26 protein-coding genes and 2 pseudogenes are annotated in these 19,038 nt (G+C 31.3%); 2 read left to right on the top strand and 26 right to left on the bottom strand.

What is annotated here, in order from left to right:
* Window positions 1-32 precede the first annotated feature (32 nt).
* From ABDZ93_RS00140 to ABDZ93_RS00080, 13 genes and pseudogenes are all read right to left on the bottom strand, one after another.
* Window positions 33-1,052 carry a sensor histidine kinase gene (locus tag ABDZ93_RS00140; protein ID WP_343822518.1) on the bottom strand — a complete coding sequence of 340 codons (1,020 nt, stop codon included), beginning with the start codon at window positions 1,050-1,052 and terminating at the stop codon, window positions 33-35.
* A complete protein-coding gene (locus ABDZ93_RS00135; RefSeq protein WP_343822517.1) occupies window positions 1,049-1,717 on the bottom strand; it encodes a response regulator transcription factor in 669 nt (222 codons plus the stop codon). The genes ABDZ93_RS00140 and ABDZ93_RS00135 overlap by 4 nt, the downstream gene beginning before the upstream one ends.
* A gap of 99 nt (window positions 1,718-1,816) precedes the next feature.
* Window positions 1,817-2,275, bottom strand: a complete 459-nt coding sequence (locus ABDZ93_RS00130) for a GNAT family N-acetyltransferase (protein ID WP_343822515.1) — start codon at window positions 2,273-2,275, stop codon at window positions 1,817-1,819.
* Window positions 2,259-2,408 carry a hypothetical protein gene (locus ABDZ93_RS00125; protein ID WP_343822513.1) on the bottom strand — a complete coding sequence of 50 codons (150 nt, stop codon included), beginning with the start codon at window positions 2,406-2,408 and terminating at the stop codon, window positions 2,259-2,261. Before ABDZ93_RS00125 ends, ABDZ93_RS00130 begins: the two co-directional genes overlap by 17 nt.
* Window positions 2,409-2,674: 266 nt before the next feature.
* Complete coding sequence (locus tag ABDZ93_RS00120) at window positions 2,675-3,364, bottom strand: HAD-IA family hydrolase (protein WP_343822511.1); 690 nt, start codon at window positions 3,362-3,364, stop codon at window positions 2,675-2,677.
* Between the two features lie 273 nt (window positions 3,365-3,637).
* Window positions 3,638-3,922, bottom strand: a pseudogene (locus tag ABDZ93_RS00115) (ATP-binding cassette domain-containing protein).
* 179 nt (window positions 3,923-4,101) lie between these two features.
* A complete protein-coding gene (locus ABDZ93_RS00110) occupies window positions 4,102-4,290 on the bottom strand; it encodes a cysteine-rich KTR domain-containing protein (protein ID WP_343822509.1) in 189 nt (62 codons plus the stop codon).
* A gap of 18 nt (window positions 4,291-4,308) precedes the next feature.
* Window positions 4,309-4,653, bottom strand: coding sequence for a DUF1048 domain-containing protein (locus tag ABDZ93_RS00105; protein ID WP_343822508.1), 345 nt, complete (start codon window positions 4,651-4,653; stop codon window positions 4,309-4,311).
* A gap of 9 nt (window positions 4,654-4,662) precedes the next feature.
* Window positions 4,663-5,010, bottom strand: a complete 348-nt coding sequence (locus tag ABDZ93_RS00100; protein ID WP_343822506.1) for a DUF1048 domain-containing protein — start codon at window positions 5,008-5,010, stop codon at window positions 4,663-4,665.
* Window positions 5,010-5,333, bottom strand: a complete 324-nt coding sequence (locus ABDZ93_RS00095; protein WP_343822505.1) for a PadR family transcriptional regulator — start codon at window positions 5,331-5,333, stop codon at window positions 5,010-5,012. Before ABDZ93_RS00095 ends, ABDZ93_RS00100 begins: the two co-directional genes overlap by 1 nt.
* A 1,039-nt stretch (window positions 5,334-6,372) precedes the next feature.
* Entirely contained in the window at window positions 6,373-6,906 is a 534-nt protein-coding gene (locus ABDZ93_RS00090; RefSeq protein ID WP_343822503.1) for a GNAT family N-acetyltransferase, read from the bottom strand.
* Window positions 6,907-6,957: 51 nt separating this feature from the next.
* On the bottom strand, window positions 6,958-7,725 hold the full coding sequence (locus ABDZ93_RS00085; RefSeq protein ID WP_343822501.1) for a GNAT family N-acetyltransferase: 768 nt from the start codon (window positions 7,723-7,725) through the stop codon (window positions 6,958-6,960).
* A 180-nt stretch (window positions 7,726-7,905) separates the two neighbouring features.
* Window positions 7,906-8,781, bottom strand: coding sequence for an AraC family transcriptional regulator (locus ABDZ93_RS00080; RefSeq protein ID WP_343822499.1), 876 nt, complete (start codon window positions 8,779-8,781; stop codon window positions 7,906-7,908).
* A 403-nt stretch (window positions 8,782-9,184) separates the two neighbouring features.
* Here ABDZ93_RS00080 and ABDZ93_RS00075 point away from each other — a divergent pair, with 403 nt between their 5' ends.
* A complete protein-coding gene (locus ABDZ93_RS00075) occupies window positions 9,185-9,352 on the top strand; it encodes a hypothetical protein (RefSeq protein WP_343822496.1) in 168 nt (55 codons plus the stop codon).
* 169 nt (window positions 9,353-9,521) lie between these two features.
* Here the strand turns inward: ABDZ93_RS00075 and ABDZ93_RS00070 are convergent, their stop codons facing one another.
* The 5 genes from ABDZ93_RS00070 to ABDZ93_RS00050 form a co-directional block, all read right to left on the bottom strand.
* Window positions 9,522-10,139, bottom strand: a complete 618-nt coding sequence (locus tag ABDZ93_RS00070) for an HD domain-containing protein (protein WP_343822494.1) — start codon at window positions 10,137-10,139, stop codon at window positions 9,522-9,524.
* Between the two features lie 408 nt (window positions 10,140-10,547).
* A complete protein-coding gene (locus ABDZ93_RS00065; protein WP_343822492.1) occupies window positions 10,548-11,114 on the bottom strand; it encodes a GNAT family N-acetyltransferase in 567 nt (188 codons plus the stop codon).
* Between the two features lie 392 nt (window positions 11,115-11,506).
* The gene (locus ABDZ93_RS00060) at window positions 11,507-11,764 is read right to left on the bottom strand and encodes a CD3324 family protein (protein ID WP_343822490.1); all 258 of its coding nucleotides are present in this window, start codon (window positions 11,762-11,764) and stop codon (window positions 11,507-11,509) included.
* Window positions 11,765-11,853: 89 nt separating this feature from the next.
* Entirely contained in the window at window positions 11,854-12,036 is a 183-nt protein-coding gene (locus tag ABDZ93_RS00055; protein WP_343822488.1) for a hypothetical protein, read from the bottom strand.
* 201 nt (window positions 12,037-12,237) lie between these two features.
* Complete coding sequence (locus tag ABDZ93_RS00050; protein ID WP_343822486.1) at window positions 12,238-12,774, bottom strand: flavin reductase family protein; 537 nt, start codon at window positions 12,772-12,774, stop codon at window positions 12,238-12,240.
* Window positions 12,775-12,878: 104 nt separating this feature from the next.
* Between ABDZ93_RS00050 and ABDZ93_RS00045 the strand changes: the two genes are divergently transcribed.
* Window positions 12,879-13,196, top strand: coding sequence for a winged helix-turn-helix transcriptional regulator (locus tag ABDZ93_RS00045; protein ID WP_343822484.1), 318 nt, complete (start codon window positions 12,879-12,881; stop codon window positions 13,194-13,196).
* A gap of 359 nt (window positions 13,197-13,555) precedes the next feature.
* Here the strand turns inward: ABDZ93_RS00045 and ABDZ93_RS00040 are convergent, their stop codons facing one another.
* The 8 genes and pseudogenes from ABDZ93_RS00040 to ABDZ93_RS00005 all read right to left on the bottom strand — a co-directional run.
* Entirely contained in the window at window positions 13,556-14,512 is a 957-nt protein-coding gene (locus ABDZ93_RS00040) for an aminoglycoside phosphotransferase family protein (protein ID WP_343822482.1), read from the bottom strand.
* 114 nt (window positions 14,513-14,626) lie between these two features.
* Window positions 14,627-15,328: a heterodisulfide reductase-related iron-sulfur binding cluster gene (locus ABDZ93_RS00035; RefSeq protein WP_343822480.1), complete on the bottom strand. Its 702-nt coding sequence runs from the start codon at window positions 15,326-15,328 to the stop codon at window positions 14,627-14,629.
* A complete protein-coding gene (locus ABDZ93_RS00030; protein ID WP_343822478.1) occupies window positions 15,329-15,790 on the bottom strand; it encodes a methylated-DNA--[protein]-cysteine S-methyltransferase in 462 nt (153 codons plus the stop codon).
* Complete coding sequence (locus ABDZ93_RS00025) at window positions 15,787-16,335, bottom strand: bifunctional transcriptional activator/DNA repair enzyme AdaA (protein WP_343822476.1); 549 nt, start codon at window positions 16,333-16,335, stop codon at window positions 15,787-15,789. The genes ABDZ93_RS00030 and ABDZ93_RS00025 overlap by 4 nt, the downstream gene beginning before the upstream one ends.
* Window positions 16,332-16,988: a DNA-3-methyladenine glycosylase family protein gene (locus ABDZ93_RS00020; RefSeq protein ID WP_343822474.1), complete on the bottom strand. Its 657-nt coding sequence runs from the start codon at window positions 16,986-16,988 to the stop codon at window positions 16,332-16,334. The genes ABDZ93_RS00025 and ABDZ93_RS00020 overlap by 4 nt, the downstream gene beginning before the upstream one ends.
* A 198-nt stretch (window positions 16,989-17,186) precedes the next feature.
* The gene (locus ABDZ93_RS00015) at window positions 17,187-17,615 is read right to left on the bottom strand and encodes a GNAT family N-acetyltransferase (protein WP_343822472.1); all 429 of its coding nucleotides are present in this window, start codon (window positions 17,613-17,615) and stop codon (window positions 17,187-17,189) included.
* A 431-nt stretch (window positions 17,616-18,046) separates the two neighbouring features.
* The gene (locus tag ABDZ93_RS00010) at window positions 18,047-18,574 is read right to left on the bottom strand and encodes a GNAT family N-acetyltransferase (protein WP_343822470.1); all 528 of its coding nucleotides are present in this window, start codon (window positions 18,572-18,574) and stop codon (window positions 18,047-18,049) included.
* Between the two features lie 323 nt (window positions 18,575-18,897).
* Window positions 18,898-19,038: pseudogene (locus ABDZ93_RS00005) on the bottom strand (MerR family transcriptional regulator); the annotation flags it as partial.

The following is a 19,038-nucleotide window of genomic DNA, read 5'->3' as shown; positions in this document are numbered from 1 at the left end:
ACAACTTTGTCACCTTGAAAGTAAAAAAGAGCCTATATGGCTCCATCCTTACAAAAGTTTCCCTTAGGAAAAGTAATCACGATTTCAGTATATACATTTTCCTTTGAATCTACTACTATTAGTAAACCTAGTTTATCACACAGTTTTTTGCAAAGGTATAAACCTATTCCTGTAGAGTTATTATTTTGCCTGCCTTTATTTCCTGTAAACCCCTTTTCAAACACACGCTCAACTTCATTATCCGGTATTCCTATGCCATTATCCTCAATGATAAGCTGAATACCATTCTTAATTTCTCCAGTATAAATCTTAACCATAGGAAAATCTTTTTTTCTATACTTTACTGTATTAACTATTATTTGATTTATTATAAACTCCAACCACTTACTGTCACAATAAACATTTTTATCTAGTCCAACTAAATCTATATCTATATTATTTATAATAAATATCTGCTTATTTCTTATAAGCACCCTATTTACACACTGCTCCAGTGAAATCTCTTTAATAAGATAATCCTTCTGAGCTTCCTCACATCTGGCATAAAACAAAGCCTGCTCAACATATCTATCTATATTCTCTAATTCCTCTAATATAACTCTAGAAGTATCTGTCTTATTATTTTCTTCTATTAGCTTAATAGCTGCTATGGGTGTTTTTACTTCATGAATCCACTGCTCTATATATTCTTTGTATTCCTTACGCTGAGTCTTAACTTCATTTATTTCTTGAAGCATAGACTTACCAGCCTTCTTCATTAACCAATAATAAGGAACTGCATCCATAAAGGGAGGAACATCAATTATTTCCCCTATAACATATTTCTTATCTAGCTTGTTAGCAGTTTTGAAAATTTCATTATAGTATACCTTTCTTTTTCTATATTCGTATATTAAAAATATGCTATACACTACAATCCAAGTCAATGCAATAGTAATTATAGTGTCAAAGGTATTTCCTACACTAAAAAGAAAGGTACTTAAAGTAATCAATGCTATGAGATTCAGCATTATAGCTTTAATTCTTTCTTTTAAATAATCCCCTAAACTCATATTATATACCCTTGTCCTCTTTTAGTTTTTATAAAATCACTAATTCCTATCTCTTCAAACTTATTTCTCAGTCTAGTTATATTTACTGTGAGAGTATTGTCATTTATAAACATGGCACTGTCCCACAAATATTCCATAATATCTACTCTGGATACTATCTTCCCTTTGTTAATCAATAAGTAATGAAGTATTTTAAGTTCATTTTTAGTAAGCTCTATTTCCTTATCCCCATATTCTATATTGCTAGACAGTACATTTAATCTAACACCGTTATATTCTATAAAGTCGTTTGCCTTTTCACTTGGATATACTCTCTTTAACAGTGAGTTTATTCTAGCTAAGAGAATTTGAGCATTATAGGGTTTTGTGATAAAATCATCCCCACCTAAGGTTATGCTCATGAGCTCATCAATATTAGTGTCCCTGCTTGTGACAAATATAATTGGTATATTTGAAAAGCTTCGTATTTCAGTGCATATTTTAAACCCATCATCATAAGGCAAATTAATATCTAGCAGAATCAAGTGCGGACTACTTTCCTTCACTAGCTTAGGTATATTATCAAACTCATTGACCTTCATAACAGAATATCCATTACGTGTCAAAAGAATTCCTATCTCATTTTGCAATTGCTGGTTATCCTCTATTATCATAATACTGATCATATATTATCTTTAGTGAGAGAGTACATGACAAGCTCCGAAGTCTCACTAAAATTCCCCCTCTTTCTTTTTGTACTATTTAAGAAAAATGTAAAACATTATCTATCTATGTCCTTCTAATCTAGCCTTAATATATCCCATATATGTCATTGTTGAACTATCAGATATTTCAGGAATTTCAAATCCACATTTTTTATAGAAGTCATAGTTTTCTGGAGTTGTATGCATCCACCAATTTCCATGAGGTAACTTTTCTAAACACAGGTCCACAAGTTTTTTACCTATGTCTTTTCCTCGATACTCTTCTTTCACAGCCAGGTCTTGGATTGTTGCAGTCATAACTCTATCTGATACAACCCTTACAATAGCTATCATATCTTCCTTATCCCAGACAGTGAAAACCCATGATGAATTTTTAAAACAGATTTCGTACTTTTCATCTATCCATGACGGTTGACTTGCAGACACCCAACCAACCTCATTGTACATTTTTTTAATTGTATCCCCTTTAAGCCCATCTGCTCCTTCTCTAATAATCAATCCCTTATAATATTGATACATAAGATACCTCCTTTTTCCTTTTTGGTGCATAATCCCTCATTTCCAGAATCACACCTCCGGCAATTGCCGCGCCAAGCAGCTTGTTACAGCCTTTTAAGGATTCAATTTCCTCGATACCATATTCAAAATACAAAAAATCACCTCCGATGCTGCAATTATAGCATAAGCATCCGGCTACTTTCTTCTCAATTCAAGATATTCAATTCGTATTTCTAATATATGAGGATAATATAAATAAGCAGTAGTTCAAATTTATATAGCACTAAGAAATCATTTTCTCCATTAACTTCATTATTAATAATATATATTTAAACTATCTTTTGTATACAGTAAATAACTTTAAATCTATCCTATAAATTGGAGTTTATAGCATTTTAAACTTCAATAATAAATAATTTTTTATTTTTCTATCAATTCATTTATAGAATGTATTATTGGGTATTTACTTATTAGTTCTTGCGAATTATATACATCAATTAATATTGGAATCATACCAAATTCTTCTGCTGCCTTTAAATTAGATTCACTGTCATCTATAAACATTGCTTCTTCTGGCTTAATTCCTAGTTCTTCAATTGCTATTTTAAATAAAATCTTTTCTGATTTATATGAACCATAAACTGATGACATAACAAATGTTGAAAAATGTTTTCGTAAGTCATTATTTATAAAAACCCTTTCTAAAGATGGCCATGTGTCTGAAACAACTCCTAATAAGTATTTATCCTTAAGAACATTTAAAGAATCATTTATATCATCAAAAAATAGAAATTTATCATCATTATAAACATTATCCTTTGCTAATAACTCAATAATTTCATTATTTATATTAGGATAATTTATTTCTTTTAGTACAATTTCATAAAATTCCTTAAACATTGAATACTCTTCTTCTTCTGTTTTGACTAATAAAATTTTATTAATATGCTCACAAGCTTTTCTCATTGCATTATCCATGTTTTCTTCAGTAAAGGTGAAATCTTCGCTATCAATTATTTTCATAAAATTTGGTGTTATAAACCAGTGTCCTGTTCTGGGAACATTTAATGTTCTCCCTGAATCAAACAAAATTGCTTTTACGTTATTCATATAAATTCTCTCACTTATCACTATACTTCTACCTTTCTATCGTCATAAACCATTAGCACGTATCTAAATTCTTATTTAATAGTTAGTTTTACCACTAATTAATTTGCACTTATATGGATTGACCTCCAATTATTATATCTCACATAAATTAGTGGGTAAATCATTTAAACAAAAAAGTTTCTCAACCACATTAAAATTATGGTAGGAACTTTATATGCTATAAAATATCTCATATATTTAATTATCTAAGTTTAGTAAAAACCTTATTTACTATTAGATTCTGAGGAATAATCTTAATTTATTACGAAAAAAAGTCCAGCAAATAATTTGTTGGACTTTGTTAATATTATATACTACACTTCCAGCATCTGCTTTAAGTAAAGTAGCCATGATTCTAATCATCGTTTTTTTCCCTGCTCCATTGGAACCTAGTAAAGCAAAGATACCTCCTTGCTCTACTTCAAAATTTACTCATTTGAGTACCTCTACATCTTTGTATGATTTTTTTAACACCTTAACTTCTATAATATTTTTTTCACTATATTTCCTCCTATTCAATATAATATCCTTACTAATGTCTTCGTCTTACTTCTACACATATGCCTCTTAGAAGCTTGTCTATTAAAAATTTATAAGGTACATAAATTCATTTTTAATGCATAATGCTTATTTTACCTTCTAAAACTATAATTTTTTTGTCATAAAAAAGAGCCAATAACTGTAATTTTACTCACATATTATCGGCTCTGCATCATAGTGTCTGGCTCTTTAATAACTGAAATATTAAATTGTTTTACATTAATTCTAGTTTCTTGTTTGCACTTAGGACAAAATAGTGGTAAGTTTTCAATCACTGTATCATCACATATCTTAACCCTTGTTTTATTAGCACATACCGGACATAATATCCACTCATATTTACGCACTCTAGCACCTCATTTATCTCATTTATCAATAGCTTTTTTCATAGCCTTGTTAACTTGTTGGTCAACAGATTCTTGATATATATCAGCATAAGTCTTTGATTCTTTTATTAAATCGTCACAAAAAGCTGCTACATCACTGCCAGTAACTTCTAGCACTCCTTTACCCAATGCCGCACCATCTTCAAAAAAATCAATAATCCCTGAAAGTAAGTCTGTACTATCTCTTAACTCAACAGCTCCCACCTTAAAAATATATTTTTGAACCTCTTTATAAACTATCTGATAATCTTTCGGTAGAGCTTTAACACGCTCCATGTGTGCTCTCCACTCTTTCTTGCCTTCTATGATATCTTTTATTTTCATCTTATCCTCCTATTTACCCAATTTTTTAGCAATTTTATTGTTGAGTTGCTCGCGCCACTTGTCACGAAAAGACTTTGACCCTTCTTCTCCTACTAACTCTGAACAAAAACTTTTGATATCATTACCTAAAACATCTTTGACACTCTGCCCGGTTGCGGCTGTTTCTTCTAGCATATCAAGGACCCCATTAAGAATTGGCATAAGATTGCGACCTGTGAAATCTCCGTAAATTAAAAGATTAGTATTTATTTCTTCCCATACATTTTGATAATCAGCTGGTAGTTTTCTTACTCTCAATTCAAAAGCTTTAAATTCTTTAGTCATATCATTTCCCGTAATTTTATCCCAAAAATTCATTATTTCCTCTCCTTTAACTCATTAATTTTTGTCGAAACAAACTCCCATTTTGACCAGAACTTTTCTAGTTCTTCACGCCCTGCCTCATTAAGAGTGAAAAACTTTCTCGGTGGTCCCATATCTGATTTCTTTTTTGTAATTTCCACCAATTTATTTTTCTCAAGCCTTACTAAGATGGTATAAACTGTTCCATCTACAACATCCGAAAATCCTAGAGCATTTAGTCTCCTAGTAATTTCATAACCATATATTTTCTCATGACTGATAATTTCAAGAACACAGCCTTCCAGTACACCCTTTAACATTTCCGTTATATTTTCCAAATAAATCACCTCTTTACTATTTAGTACTACTTGTATTCAGTATTACTTACTACCACTATATAGTATCACCGACTAGCTATGGTGTCAATATGATGTATTCATTTCTTACGTTTATTTTTACCCTTAAATTTTAAATAATACTAAAAATGATAACAATCACCTTGTAATATAAGTTTATCCAATACCTTTCTATACTTGAATATAATTATTTAAATATTTTGTCACGTTTATATTTTATACGCCTATTAATATTACTGCTATACATAAGTTTCCCACAAATTTAATACCATTATAATCCCCTTGTAATTAAAAAAGTAGGAGCATCTGCTCCTATCCTTGAAGTTCTTAATATATTAAAATTGCTTATTTAATCTACTCAATAAATTCCTATTTATCTAATAAATTTCCTAATATTTTATAACCTTCTTTTAATTTTGATTCTCCATAGATACGCTTCACCTTAACGGGTATAACGTAGGTTTTTTATTTTTCACAAAAAAGATAAATAGACTTACCTCCTTGAGATAAACCATCTAATATCTTTATAATAACCCAAGCACTCTATAGAAAATTGAGTCAACCAAACTATACATTCTGCTCATAACTTTGCTTCATTTTTCTCCATTTTTCTGCCTCACTTACCCCTAAAAGCACTTGTTTACGAAGAAAGCAAAGTCCAATTTGGGACAGTAAATTTCTTTACAGCTCCATGCACAATTACTGTCCTGTTATTAGACAATGCATGGAGCAGAAACAATGCAGAGTGGCTGCATCATCATAATAAAATACCTCAAATTTATTTTGTTAATACAAAAGATTATATTCCCTTTACCTTTACATTAGACTAAAAAAGTATAAAGACTATTATTCTAATATATTAACACATCTAAATAACTAATATCCGCAAGTTTCTAGTTTTGTTATAATTCTAATCAACTATATCCTCACTGTAAAAACTGAAAAAGAAGTAGAATCCCATCATCAGGGTATTCTACTTCCTTATTGTTTATGAAATATTTCTGTATCTTGCGATTTTAGATTATGCTATATTGATTAGATAAAGCGAATATATATTATGCAAATATTTTTTATCTCTAAATAATTCATAACTTGAACCAGATAAAACAAATCCAAGATTTTCAGCAAGGCGGATTGACCTTTTATTTTCAATAGAAATGCATGCACTTATCTCTTTTATATTCATATTTCTTGCGGCGAATGCGATGATTTCTTTAATCGCTTCTTGCATGTAACCATTTCCCCAAAATTCTTCCTTAAGGTCATAACCTATTTCAACTTTACACTCCTTATGATTCCAGCAATGAAACCCACATGTACCCATTTTAACCCCGTCTGATTTTCGTACCATAATCCAACGGTGCTGCAATCGTGGTTCAAGCTGTATATAAAAATCAATAATTTCATCTGCACCTTCAACATTAGTTAATGGCTCTGCATCAAACAGATATCTGTTAACTACATCATCTGAAAATTGGCTAAATATAAAATCTCTGTCATCGCTGGATATGTTCTTAAGAACTAATCTTTCTGTTTCTATATCATAAAAAAGCATCTCTTTCTCCTTATATATAAAAATTTTTTATGCTTAAATGAAAGTTAAAATTTAATTGATTAAGAATGTTTTATAAAATTCAGCTTTAATATATCCTAGTTTTAGTGCAAGCTTTTCTGAAATATCATTTGCTGAAAGCCATTGAGCTTCTATATCATTTTCTAAACAATATAGCAATAATTTTGCGCTTACTGCTGTCCCTAAGTTCTTATTTTTGAATTCAGAATGTGTCTCAATTTCTATATTGATCATCTTTTCAGATGCTGCCATTGAAGTAACTGCACTAATAATCCTATTATTATATTTAACACAGAATCCAATACCACGAGTCAAGAAATCATCAATAGAACAGAAATGCTCAAAAAAATAATTATTATTTATATCTATTGGTAATTGATTTGCAAGCTCTTTATCAATTCTTAAAATTTTATAATCATCATCAATATTTATAGCTAATTTAAACAAGTACTCTTTGCTAAGCGAATATGGCAACAATTTGTCAAAAGGTTGATAAGATATTCTATCTTTAAATTCATTATAAAGTAGTTTTTCCCATATTTTATTCTCAGGTGTGACTACACTAATAGGAGCATGTCTAACTAACTCAATAGCTGCTATGGAATTTGGATTTCCACCTAATATCGTATAAGCACCTGAGTCTAACCTGGACACTGTAGGTTTAGTTTTACTATCAGAATATGCATGCCCCGAATGTCCCTCTAAAATACTTTTCATTACAACAGTATCATATCGATTTTCTTTAAATAACGGAAAGAGGATTTCCCTTTCGCTTTTATCAATTGAATAAATTTCAGTCATGAAAAATCACATTCCTTCCATTGTGTTCTTTACGAAGATTACCAAACAAATAGCAAATTATTCAGTCACTTTGCAGAATGCACCAAATTTATTGTTCCATTCAAAACCATTTACATCAGGAATTGAAGTTCAGTTCATTGTATTTTATGGAAATTATTTCTGATTACTTGTAAGGTAGCGTTACTTTATTGAAATGTAATAATTAATACAGTTTTCATTTTGATTAATAACCTCATAATCACAAATTTCAGAAAGCTCAAATTTGGAATTAGGAAGCCAAATACCATCAATATAGTCATATATAGGTTGATTTAGACTTTCACCGTTTAAAGTATTATCCTTAGTATCATAACTAAAAACAGCATATTTAGCTTTTGGTATAACCTTCTTCACCATACCTTGAGAGCTATTATTATATTCTGATACTTCAACACCATAAAAATAAGTGTAATTAATCTCGTCAATCTCTTTACTTATATCTTGTACATCATAATCATAAGCTGCATAATACAACTCGGTATTTACTCTGTTTTCAATCTCCTCTGCCATTTCCATGAACTCATTTTTTACTTTTGATAAAAGTCCAAATTTTATATTTCCTCCCTGATTTATTTTTCTTGCTATACCTAAAAGTAATCTCTCCTCTTTACAAATAATCTCTGGTTCTAATATTACCACTCCATTTTTATTATTGTTTGAAAGTAAATTGATTCTTTCAAACAGGCATGGCTCTGTTTTAACTTTCCGAAAACTACTTGGCGATTCACCATAAGCCAATTTAAAAGTTCTTGTAAATGCTTCATGTGATTCATAACCATATTCAAAAGCTATTTCTGTTACACTACGTTTTGAAGTTACTAAATCATACATTGCATTACTTAACCTTCTTTTGCGAACATATTCTTTTACTGAACAACCAACAAGTGCTCCAAACATCCTGTAAAAGTGTGGAATAGAATAACCTGCAACTTTAGCTATCTTTTCCAACTTAATATTTTCTTCTAAATTATTATCAATATAGTCTATTGCCTTTTGAATATTAATATAGTAACTCATAAACCCACCCCACTTTTACCATATATCTAAATAATACATTATAAAGATAATAAATACTTGATATATTTTATCATATTTATGATATATTTAAATAAAAAAATATAAGTCAAGAACTATTAGGCTTAATCTTTTCTTGCATATTGCTCACCTCATATTTCTTTTATTCTTGTGTATATATTCTTCATAATAGGAAATTCACTACTCACATAAGTTTGTAGGAGTAAGTTCTATTTGCAAAATCATAGATTTTGAATATCACTTATGGGATGATTCTACAGTAATATTTTGAAATTCGTAGTGAATGGTTAGGTCGGTTTTGAACGTTTTGATTTGCATAACTCAACTAAAGATTTAAAAAATCTAAGTTTCGATCCTCCTGGGTCACTATAGCTAGGGGGTGGTATTGGATATGTTTGATACTTCTATAAAGTGTGTACCAATTATTTATGTGATTAAATTGGTTTTAAAACATAATCTTTTCATATATCACTTAAAGATTAAAATTAAGTACCTTGGTATTGATATAGAAGCTAAAAGCAAAGAAAAAAGTGCCCCATCATGCAAAGAATAGCACCTTTTCTTAATTAATCTTCAATTAATTTCATCCAATAGCCCTAAAACAAAATAAATGTACTCCTCAGATTCGCTGTGGAGTTTCTCTAATATTATTATAAAAAATAAACTTAAATAGTTGTTATATTTAAAAACTTATATCTTAGTAGTATATAGATTGGAATTTATCACAAACTCTCATAAGAATTTTCTATTACATTTGGCAAAAGTGTGTATATATTGCAATCACACAATTTATCAAAATAATTTTTCAACTCTAAAAATGCTTTCCATTTATCAATAGTGAAATCTGGTAAGCCATGCCTTAATGCCACATCAATTAATCTTTTCTCCATTATACAAGCACCATTTGGCAATGATATTGCATCACACAATTGTATTAATCGGTCATAATCATCATATACCGTATTCTTTATAAAGCGTGACAAGAAAACCTTTTGTTCTTCTGTACAATCAAATTCTCCAAAAAAAGTATTTACATCCTGTATTGGATATGAATGTGTTAAACATATTTTAGCAATCTCTTTTTGGTTTAAGCTCATCATATAATCATATCCGTCAATCGTATGCATAATTGATTTTATACCTTCTCTGCGACCTATGTCATGCAATAATCCCATAACATAAGCCTGATTGCTATCTAATATGTTAATTTTATCTGCAATCAATTTAGCATTCAATCCAACAGACATGCTATGTTTTATCCACGGTCCTGGATTTAGTTGTGCACCTATTGACAGTTCTCTTTCTGCTTCTTTTGCACTTAACATAATATCTCCTTTCATAAGCTAGCTTTTTAATATATTAAATTTTTATTTCTCCACAAATTCAGGTTTATCTGCCTATTAACTGTATTATAAATTACTATTTACCTTATGCTTAAAAGTTTGATTATCATTTATTTCAGCTCTTTCAATTATAACATATTTTGGAATCCTCCACTGCTAAACTTATTATATTTTATACTTGTAATACGGTATTTTTACGTACAAAAATAGCCTTAGGCAAGTTATATCAATACCTAAGACTACTTTTTGCATTTGTTTATGGTACGGTTCACCTTCCCCTAAGTAAATGAGCTTAGAATTCCATATATACAATATAATTAAGACTATTTTAAATTCAAGTTTATATTAAACTTTCTATAACACTATGTTAAATAGCATTTTTTATATAAATAGTAATTTGTGCAACTATTCGCAAGGAGATGTATTATTCAACCACTGTGCCTTGGTGATACAGGTAATAATTTCTGTTCTTACATCACCAATCAAAGGCCAAGGCTTCTCATGATTGGTACGATGATACTTAAACCCACATTTCTCTTGAGCACGAACCGATTTCTCATTTCCCTCAAAGTACCCGCACCAAAGTGTATTAAGTCCAAGGTTTTCAAAACAATAGCGCATCAATTCTCTAATGGCCTCTGGGATAAGCCCTCTCCCCCAGTAAGGGACGCCAATCCAATACGCGATTTCCCCTTCGTCTGGTTCGATGCCGAAATCGCTTGCTTCTCCTATTAAAAGTCCGATACATCCAACAGGTTCTTCTTGCCCTTTCGGAACAATTGCATAGATCCCTTCGTTAGAAAACACGTCCCTGATGACTTCTCTGCTATTCTCAATGCTTGTATGAACCGGCCACCCAGCTATTGGACCAACTTTAGGATCACTGGCATACTTATATAGAGCAGGTGCATCTTCAATTCTCCATGGTCTCAATAGGAGACGTTCTGTTTTTAATTCCATTTTAATTTTCATTTCAATCCTCCTAAAAATTCTTATTTTCCTGTTTCATCTATTTATCCAGGATATAAGTACAGTAAAAGATAAATTTCAATATAATAGTTAATCATTATTTTATCTAATAACCGACATCAAGCCACCTCTATTCATGTAATTTTAACTATCCTAAAAACTTTTTCTTATTTTTCAAATCTCTACTACACAATACTTCAAGATTCTAGAATATATTTTTACATTCAAATCGCAAACATATTAATCTTGGTATTTAATAGTGCTTTTGAAGTTATTTAAGATTATGCTTTTATTTTATAATTTTAAATACTATAATCATATCCTTAAGAATAGCTATAATTGTTTTTTCCTATCTAAAAAAGAGATTCTACCAAAATGGTAAAATCTCTTTAAATTTATTTATTCACTATTTTTCTTACTGAATCATATGATAAATAATAAGCCTTAGCAATATTGCTTATTGTTGCTCCATTTTTATATTGATTGATTATATCTCTATTACGTTTCTTGTAGTATTCTCTTGAACCACTACCTTCCCCCCATTTTTGTCTCTCACCTGATGCAGGAATATATAATAGTTCTCCATCTACATAATTCAAAATTTCCTTCAATAATTCCTTTGGAAGCACATCTGCTGCATTAATATATTTCATATTCATACTCCTTTACTTAATTAATTAAATAAAGTGCAGAATCAGCAGCTAATGCAACTTTTTAGCCCACACAGTTTGTTGCATTTCTACTATTCTGCATGGGTATAAACACTACTAAAATTATTTCCAGACTTCAGATTTATAAACATACCTACCACCTCCAAAATTTCTGAATTAATAAGTATGAGTATAGCATAGCTTGTATCTATGTCAATGCTTAATATTTCAAGTACTTCTTTTAATTTTGATTCTCTATAGATACAGTTCTCCATATCGTAAATTAAAAAGCTTAGACTTTTCCATATACAATATAATTAGTAATATTTCAAATTCAAGTTTTATTAATCTTTCTATAATACTATGTTAAATAATATTCTTCCTATAAATTAGATCATAATCTTTTATACAAATTGAAATTTGACTACTTTGTGTTATTACCATAATCTAAAGATGTATTAAAACTTCAAAATATACTATTCTATAATATATGCACTAACAATTTCACCATAGTAAGCTGTGTGAAAATCTCTATTTGCTCCATGAAATGAGCTTTCTACATCTTGTGGGTAAAATTTACTTCTATTTTCTTCTGTAATCTCATTCTTGTTTTGTTTTTGTTTATATACAACTTTGCATTCAAGTGTTAGTGGAAGTTCTTTGATAGCTGGAACTGAAATTCTATTAGGTGATTCGAGTGACAAGTTAAGTTCACTGATCTTATCAGTTACATGACCAGACTTTGTACCACAGATAGATAATATTTTTCTATTAAACTCACCAATTGGTATGTTTATAGTGAATTCAGGATTTTTTTCAAGTTGTTGTTTCGTGAAACGATTCTCTCTTACGAAAACTGTAAAAATCGGCTTTCCCCATTCAATCCCCAGAGTTCCCCATGAAATAGTCATAGAGTTAACTTTATCATCTGCTTTTGTTGTTAATAAAACACCTGTTTTAATAGCTTTCATAATTTCATTGGCATAATCGAATACTTGTATCTCTTTTTTCATAATATCATTCTCCTTGTAAATTTGATATCTCTATGATAAATTAGTATATAATTAGTAGCAAGTATGCACTTTTTAGTTAGATACTATCAAAAAGGAGAGTAAAGATGGACAATGACGTAAATGTTAAACCATTTGCTTACGCGATGTCTTTGATTGACGGTAAATGGAAAATGCATATATTATTTTGGCTTTGGAAAAAACAGGTTCTTAGATATGGTGAGTTAAAACGTTCCCTTGGAACAATTACTCACAAAATGCTTAGTACGCAATTGAAAGAATTAGAAGCAGATAATTTAATTATACGCAAAGAATATCCTCAAGTTCCTCCAAAGGTAGAATATTCTCTATCAGAAAAAGGATTAATAATTATGCCTGTTTTGCAATGTTTATGTGAATGGGGTAATAATCATATTGATGATTAATAGTGTTTTAGTGAAGAATATATAAATAATCTTCACTAAAAATATTACTATTTATCTATTAGTCAAATAGATTTTTCAATATACCTTTACTAAAAATCATAACATAATCCAATAATACTTTTATATCATTGCATATTTTAATATCCTACAGACTTCTTTTAATTTTACTTCTTCACAAATACGGTTCACCGTAACGGGTATAACGTAGACTTTTAGTCTATTTTCAAAATAAATATAGGCTTACACTCACTTGCATAAGCCAATTTACATACTTTATTAGAAATTTATAATTTTGTACTTGTATGACGTCTAATAAGAATATTGTATACTATGGATTATCTCATTTGGCGTGGCTTGCATCACTGCATATTCATTGTCACGACGATTTCTTCTTCAATTCCCTCAATCCAATCACGTGGAATATTTTCTCTGTTTATCAATGCCAACATTACTACTATATCCGCTATTTTTGATAGTTTATACCAATCTTCAGGTAATGCACTTTGGCTTATAGCGTTATAACCCTTAGCAAAATCACTTTTTATTTTATCACCTATATATTGAGAATAATTCTCTCTGTTTCTAAAAAGTTTCCCAATATCATAATAACGTGGCACGGAAAAGCAATATTCAAAATCAATAAACCATGGTGTATCATATACGTCTATAAGAATATTGGAAGGGATAAAATCCCCATGACAGAATACATTCTCTTCAGATATTCGCTCTATTAAGTGGCGATTAGCATCAATGAAATGTCCTAAATCTCGCTTTACTATTTCATTCAAATGTTTTCCCGGCATTCCATCAAGAAAAAATTCATATTGATTTTCAAATTGTGTTATTTGTTTCTTAATACATAAATCAACATTTAATAATGCCGTACAAGTGTATTCCTTTCCATGCAATAATCCAAGCATGCTTCCGATTTCATAGATAACATTGTTTGGAAAACCTTTGTTTTGGGACACATACTCTCTCAATGTCAATCCATCAATGTATTGAAAAATCGCATAAGTATTATCAATTATGGCTTTACTGTTATCAAAATCCAGTACCTCTGGTACTTTAATAATATTGTGAGCGTGCTTATAAGCTGCTATTTCAATATCGCTATGGTCATTATTTTTAGGATAAATTTTAAGTAAATACTTTTTGTTGCTCGCTTCAACAATATAATTGCTTGTACTCATTCCGGCTGTAATTGGAACTATATCTTGAATTAGAAGTCGGTTATTGTATTTAGAGAAAATAGCGTGAATATATTCCGTGTTTATGAATTTAAAGTCAAATAATCTATCATTATTTTGTGACATGTAATCACCTCACCTAATATAAAAAATCATTACTATAGACAATTTTTATATTTTAAAATTTGAACTTTCAGATAAATTAGAGTTTGTCAGGTTCTCATTATGCTTATACTCTGATTAGTGCACATCAATGTACTGATTCAGCGTGTTGTGGTACACATCGATACTTGTCTCCTGTGGCTCGGTTTCTTCGTTTAAAACAAGATCAACCATATGGTGCGGAGTTTTACATCCTATGGTCATGGATTTAATGCAGGAAACACAATAGACCACAACATCCTGACAAGGCATCTGGGCGGCGCGCTTTCTTTGCAGCTCTGTCACTTTTTCAATTGGAAGCTGCGGATAGAAATTATCGCCACAACAGATGGACTTCGTTCCACTGTATTCGGACTCGATGATTTCTATATTCATTTTCCGTAAAATGCTTCTGACCGCGGCATGTACCTGGGGTTTTGTTCGGTATGAGCAGGAGTCATGCACAGAAACTGTTAGTCCGGCATGGTCTGGCGAAGGCAGATTTTCGATGCTGTCCAGTACTTCCCATAGAGAAATGGTCTGTATACCTTCATATAAGGAACGAAATCTTCTGTCGCAGCCTGCACAGTTATTGATGATAGTAGCACCATGAGGTAGTTGAGGATTATGATGGCAGCAAATGTTATGTAGCTGCACCGACCCGAAATATTTACCCAGCATATTCAGTATTTTTTGCTCGGATTCAGGTTTGTAAATACTGAGTGCGCAGCCAGGGTTAAAGTAGCATTTTCTCATATCGATGTCGGAAATATGAATACTCGGAATCTGGATTCCATTCATTTACTGTTCCTCCTTTCGTTCAAGCTCCAGTAGAGCTTTTTTCATATCAAGACCACCTGCATAACCAATGAGATTTCCGTCTGTTCCCACTATTCGATGGCACGGAACCACGACCATCAATGGATTTTTGTTGTTCGCCATGCCAACTGCGCGGCTCGCTTTTGAATTACCAACCACCGATGCTATTTCCTTGTATGTACAGGTTTCGCCGTATGGAACCTGACAAAGTGCATTCCACACTTTTTTCTGAAACTCCGTACCATGAAGCTCGTATGGGAAGTCGAAGGTCCGGCGATGTCCTTTGAGATACTCGCGCACTTGGTCAAAAGCCAGATCGGAAAGCGTCGAATGTTCGTTATCGACATCGATTTGATCCACTTGCTTTAAAAAAATGATTGCTGTGTCGGTATATCCAATTTTCAAAATTCCAAATTCAAAATCATAGAAAGCGTATTTGCTCATTTTTGATGCTCCTTTCTGTATGCCACAGGAGATAATCCTGTATTATTTTTAAAAAAGCGATAAAACGATGACAATCCCCCAAATCCTACGGAATATGCGATGTCAATAATCTCGTCATTGGTGTCTGAAAGCAGCTGTTTTGCTTCAGCCAGGCGCAGATTGCCCACATATTCAGACAGTGTAACGCCATATTCGTCCTTAAAAATTTCAGACATGCGGCGCTGGGATATGCCCAGATGCTGAAGCTCGTGATTCAATTCACATCTCTTGTGAAAAGAATCCTCCAGCAGTCGCTTTGCCTTTTCTGCGATTTCTTTGATTGGCTGATAATCTAAAAGGTCGCTTCTGCATCGCTTGCATGGACGAAAGCCAGAATCTTTCGCTTGTTCCGCGGTATAAAAAAAGCAAACATTTTCACGTCTTGGTATCTTTGATTTGCAGGATGGACGGCAATAAATCCCAGTAGATTTAACTGCATAGAAAAAGATACCATCATAGGACGCATCATTTTCGGATATTGCTTTCCACATTTCTTCCTGTGTCATTTCTTCGGCACCTCCTTTTTCCTTTTTGGTGCATAATCCCTCATTTCCGGAATCGCACCTCCGGCGATCGCCCAAAGATACAGGCTTGCCACAGTTCCATAGGGCGAGTATCGTCTTGCGTATTTCGCAAACTTTTTTCGATCGATGCTTCTGTGATGATACAACATCCGCATTCCACGGTGAATGGCAAGATCCCCGAAGCTTACAACATCGGGCCGCTGCATACAGAAGATCATGATCATTTCAGCAGTCCATATGCCGATTCCTTTGAAAGCTGAAAGTTCATTTATGACCTGAGCATCAGACAGATACTGGAGTGCATCTATGTCAAATTCTTTGCATCTAACTTTCTCTGCAAATTCTTTGATATATCCGGCTTTTTTGAAGGTCATGCCAAGTTTTTGGAGTTCAGCCAGTTCAAGAGAGTATATCGTATCGGCATTAATAATCTTAATCATGTCATTAAGCCTTTGCCATATGGTCGCCTGTGCAGAGGTAGAGATTTGCTGCCCGATGATATGATGAACCACGGAAGAGAAAAGATCGCCGTCAATCTCCCTGTATATATGTCCAATCCTATCAATCGCCGCGCCAAGCAGCTTGTCACGGCCTTTTAAGAATTCAATTTCCTTGCTGCCATATTCAAAATACAAAAAATCACCTCCAATGCTGCAATTATAGCATAAGTATCCGTTGACTTTCTTCTCAATTCAGGATATTCAATTCGAGAGGGAGTACAATTCTCGGATTTCTAATATATGAGGATAATATAAACACGCAGTAGTTCAAATCCATATTTATATAGCACTAAAAATTATCTTCTCCTTTCAATTTGTATTGTAAAACTTGGTCTATAGAATTTTTCTCATATAATACCGTTTATGTCCATTAGGAACATTCTCCAATTCTCCAAATATTTCGTATCCATTTTTTATATAAAAATCCTTTGCTTGAAAATCCATTGTTTCTAGATGAATAAGAGTACATTTTTCTTCTCTTGCAATTCGTTCGACCTCATTTAATAGTTTTGAACCATGTCCACTTTTTCTATGATTTTCCCTAATCCAAAGCATATCTATATACAGGGTATTCCAACAATAAAACAAAATGCAGTTTATGTCTCCTATGACATTACCATCTTTTTCCTTTGACACTCTATTAACTGGAATTTCAGAAGCAATTTGTTTTAAATGTATTACTGCTGAATTATACTGTATAATTCCTTTCCAGACTAAATCTTCTTCATCCTTTGTACTTTCCTTAATTTCATATAACTCCATTTTATACCCTCCTATATAGATTAATTATTGATAAACATATATTACCAATATACATTGATATCATATTGTAATTTAATACCAAAACCAATCCTTTATAATTAATCAAAAAACAGCACTAATACTTGTGAATATCACTGCTGCTTTAATGTTATTATTTATGATATTTTTATGCTTTGCACTTTAAATCAGAATCCGTTGCCTTTATAGATACACCTTCTTGTTTACTTATATAATTTACTAACTTATCATTTATATCTAGATTTAGTGAATATACTTATCTTAACTCATTGATTGTTATCTTAGAAATGAAACTACATTTTATATTATCGTAGTATGTAACATACGTTATTCTAAACGAAGAATCTTTATTAAATCATATATAACAAAAATGATGAGTATTTATTTTAGACTTCCATTAATGAATATTATGATTAATTATTATACAATTTATAATAATTAAACTTACACATATCACCATCATATGGTATTACTTTGGCATCAACATGTTTAAAGCCAAGTTTTTCTATTGTAACTTTAGATGCAATATTTTCTGGTTTTACGATTGCAGTTAGGGACTTTATTTTAGTATTCTCAAAAACCCACTGAATTACTTCTTTGCATGCTTCAGTTACATATCCTCTCCTTTGATAATTATCAGAAATACCATAAAAATTTTCAAATTCATTGTCTAGTTCAGCTTTAGGAATAATACCAACAAAACCAATACATATGCCTTCAATCTTATGTTCAATTGCTAATATTATAAAAGGCTCAGCAGCATCAAATTTTTCATTTACCCGATTTATCCAAGAAAGTGCCTTAGATTCATCACGTAAGATCATATCAGACATCCAATATGCTACTTTAGGCTGCTGACTATAATATACTGCATCTTTGGAATCAGATGCTAAAAACGTTCTGAGAATTAGATTAGGTGTTTCAATACGGAAATTTATCATTTCTATTTCCTCCTTACTTCCTTATAAATACTATTATCCATTAATTTTATTATACCGAATAATAGTATTAACTTAAATTTTTAACACAATTGTGAAAATCATTTTAAAAAGCCTCGCTTACTTATGATACAGTTCACCGTATCAGTAGTAAGTGATAGCACTTTTAATACATCCGTTAGTAGTATTACGAAAATCGCATAATTCACTTTCTTGAATTACGCGATTTTTAACTTATAATTATTTAATTGCAGTTTATTTTTTGAGTATCTACGTTAATACTTATAACTTTGGTTCTGTATGTCAAATCCTTAATAGCTTTTATTTCATGAATTACTATTTTCAGAATAAAATTTTAGGGCTTCTCCAATAAATTTAGATGCACCACTACCGTATTGTTTATCAATGGCTTTTATCCATGTGGAGTTTGATAAATAAAGCTCTGCCGTATAGCCCAAATGATTCTC

Source organism: Clostridium subterminale, from assembly GCF_039521425.1.
GTDB lineage: Bacteria > Bacillota > Clostridia > Clostridiales > Clostridiaceae > Clostridium_J > Clostridium_J subterminale.
The sequence above is the reverse complement of the archived record's forward strand: the minus strand, read 5'-3'. Positions and strand labels throughout refer to the sequence as shown.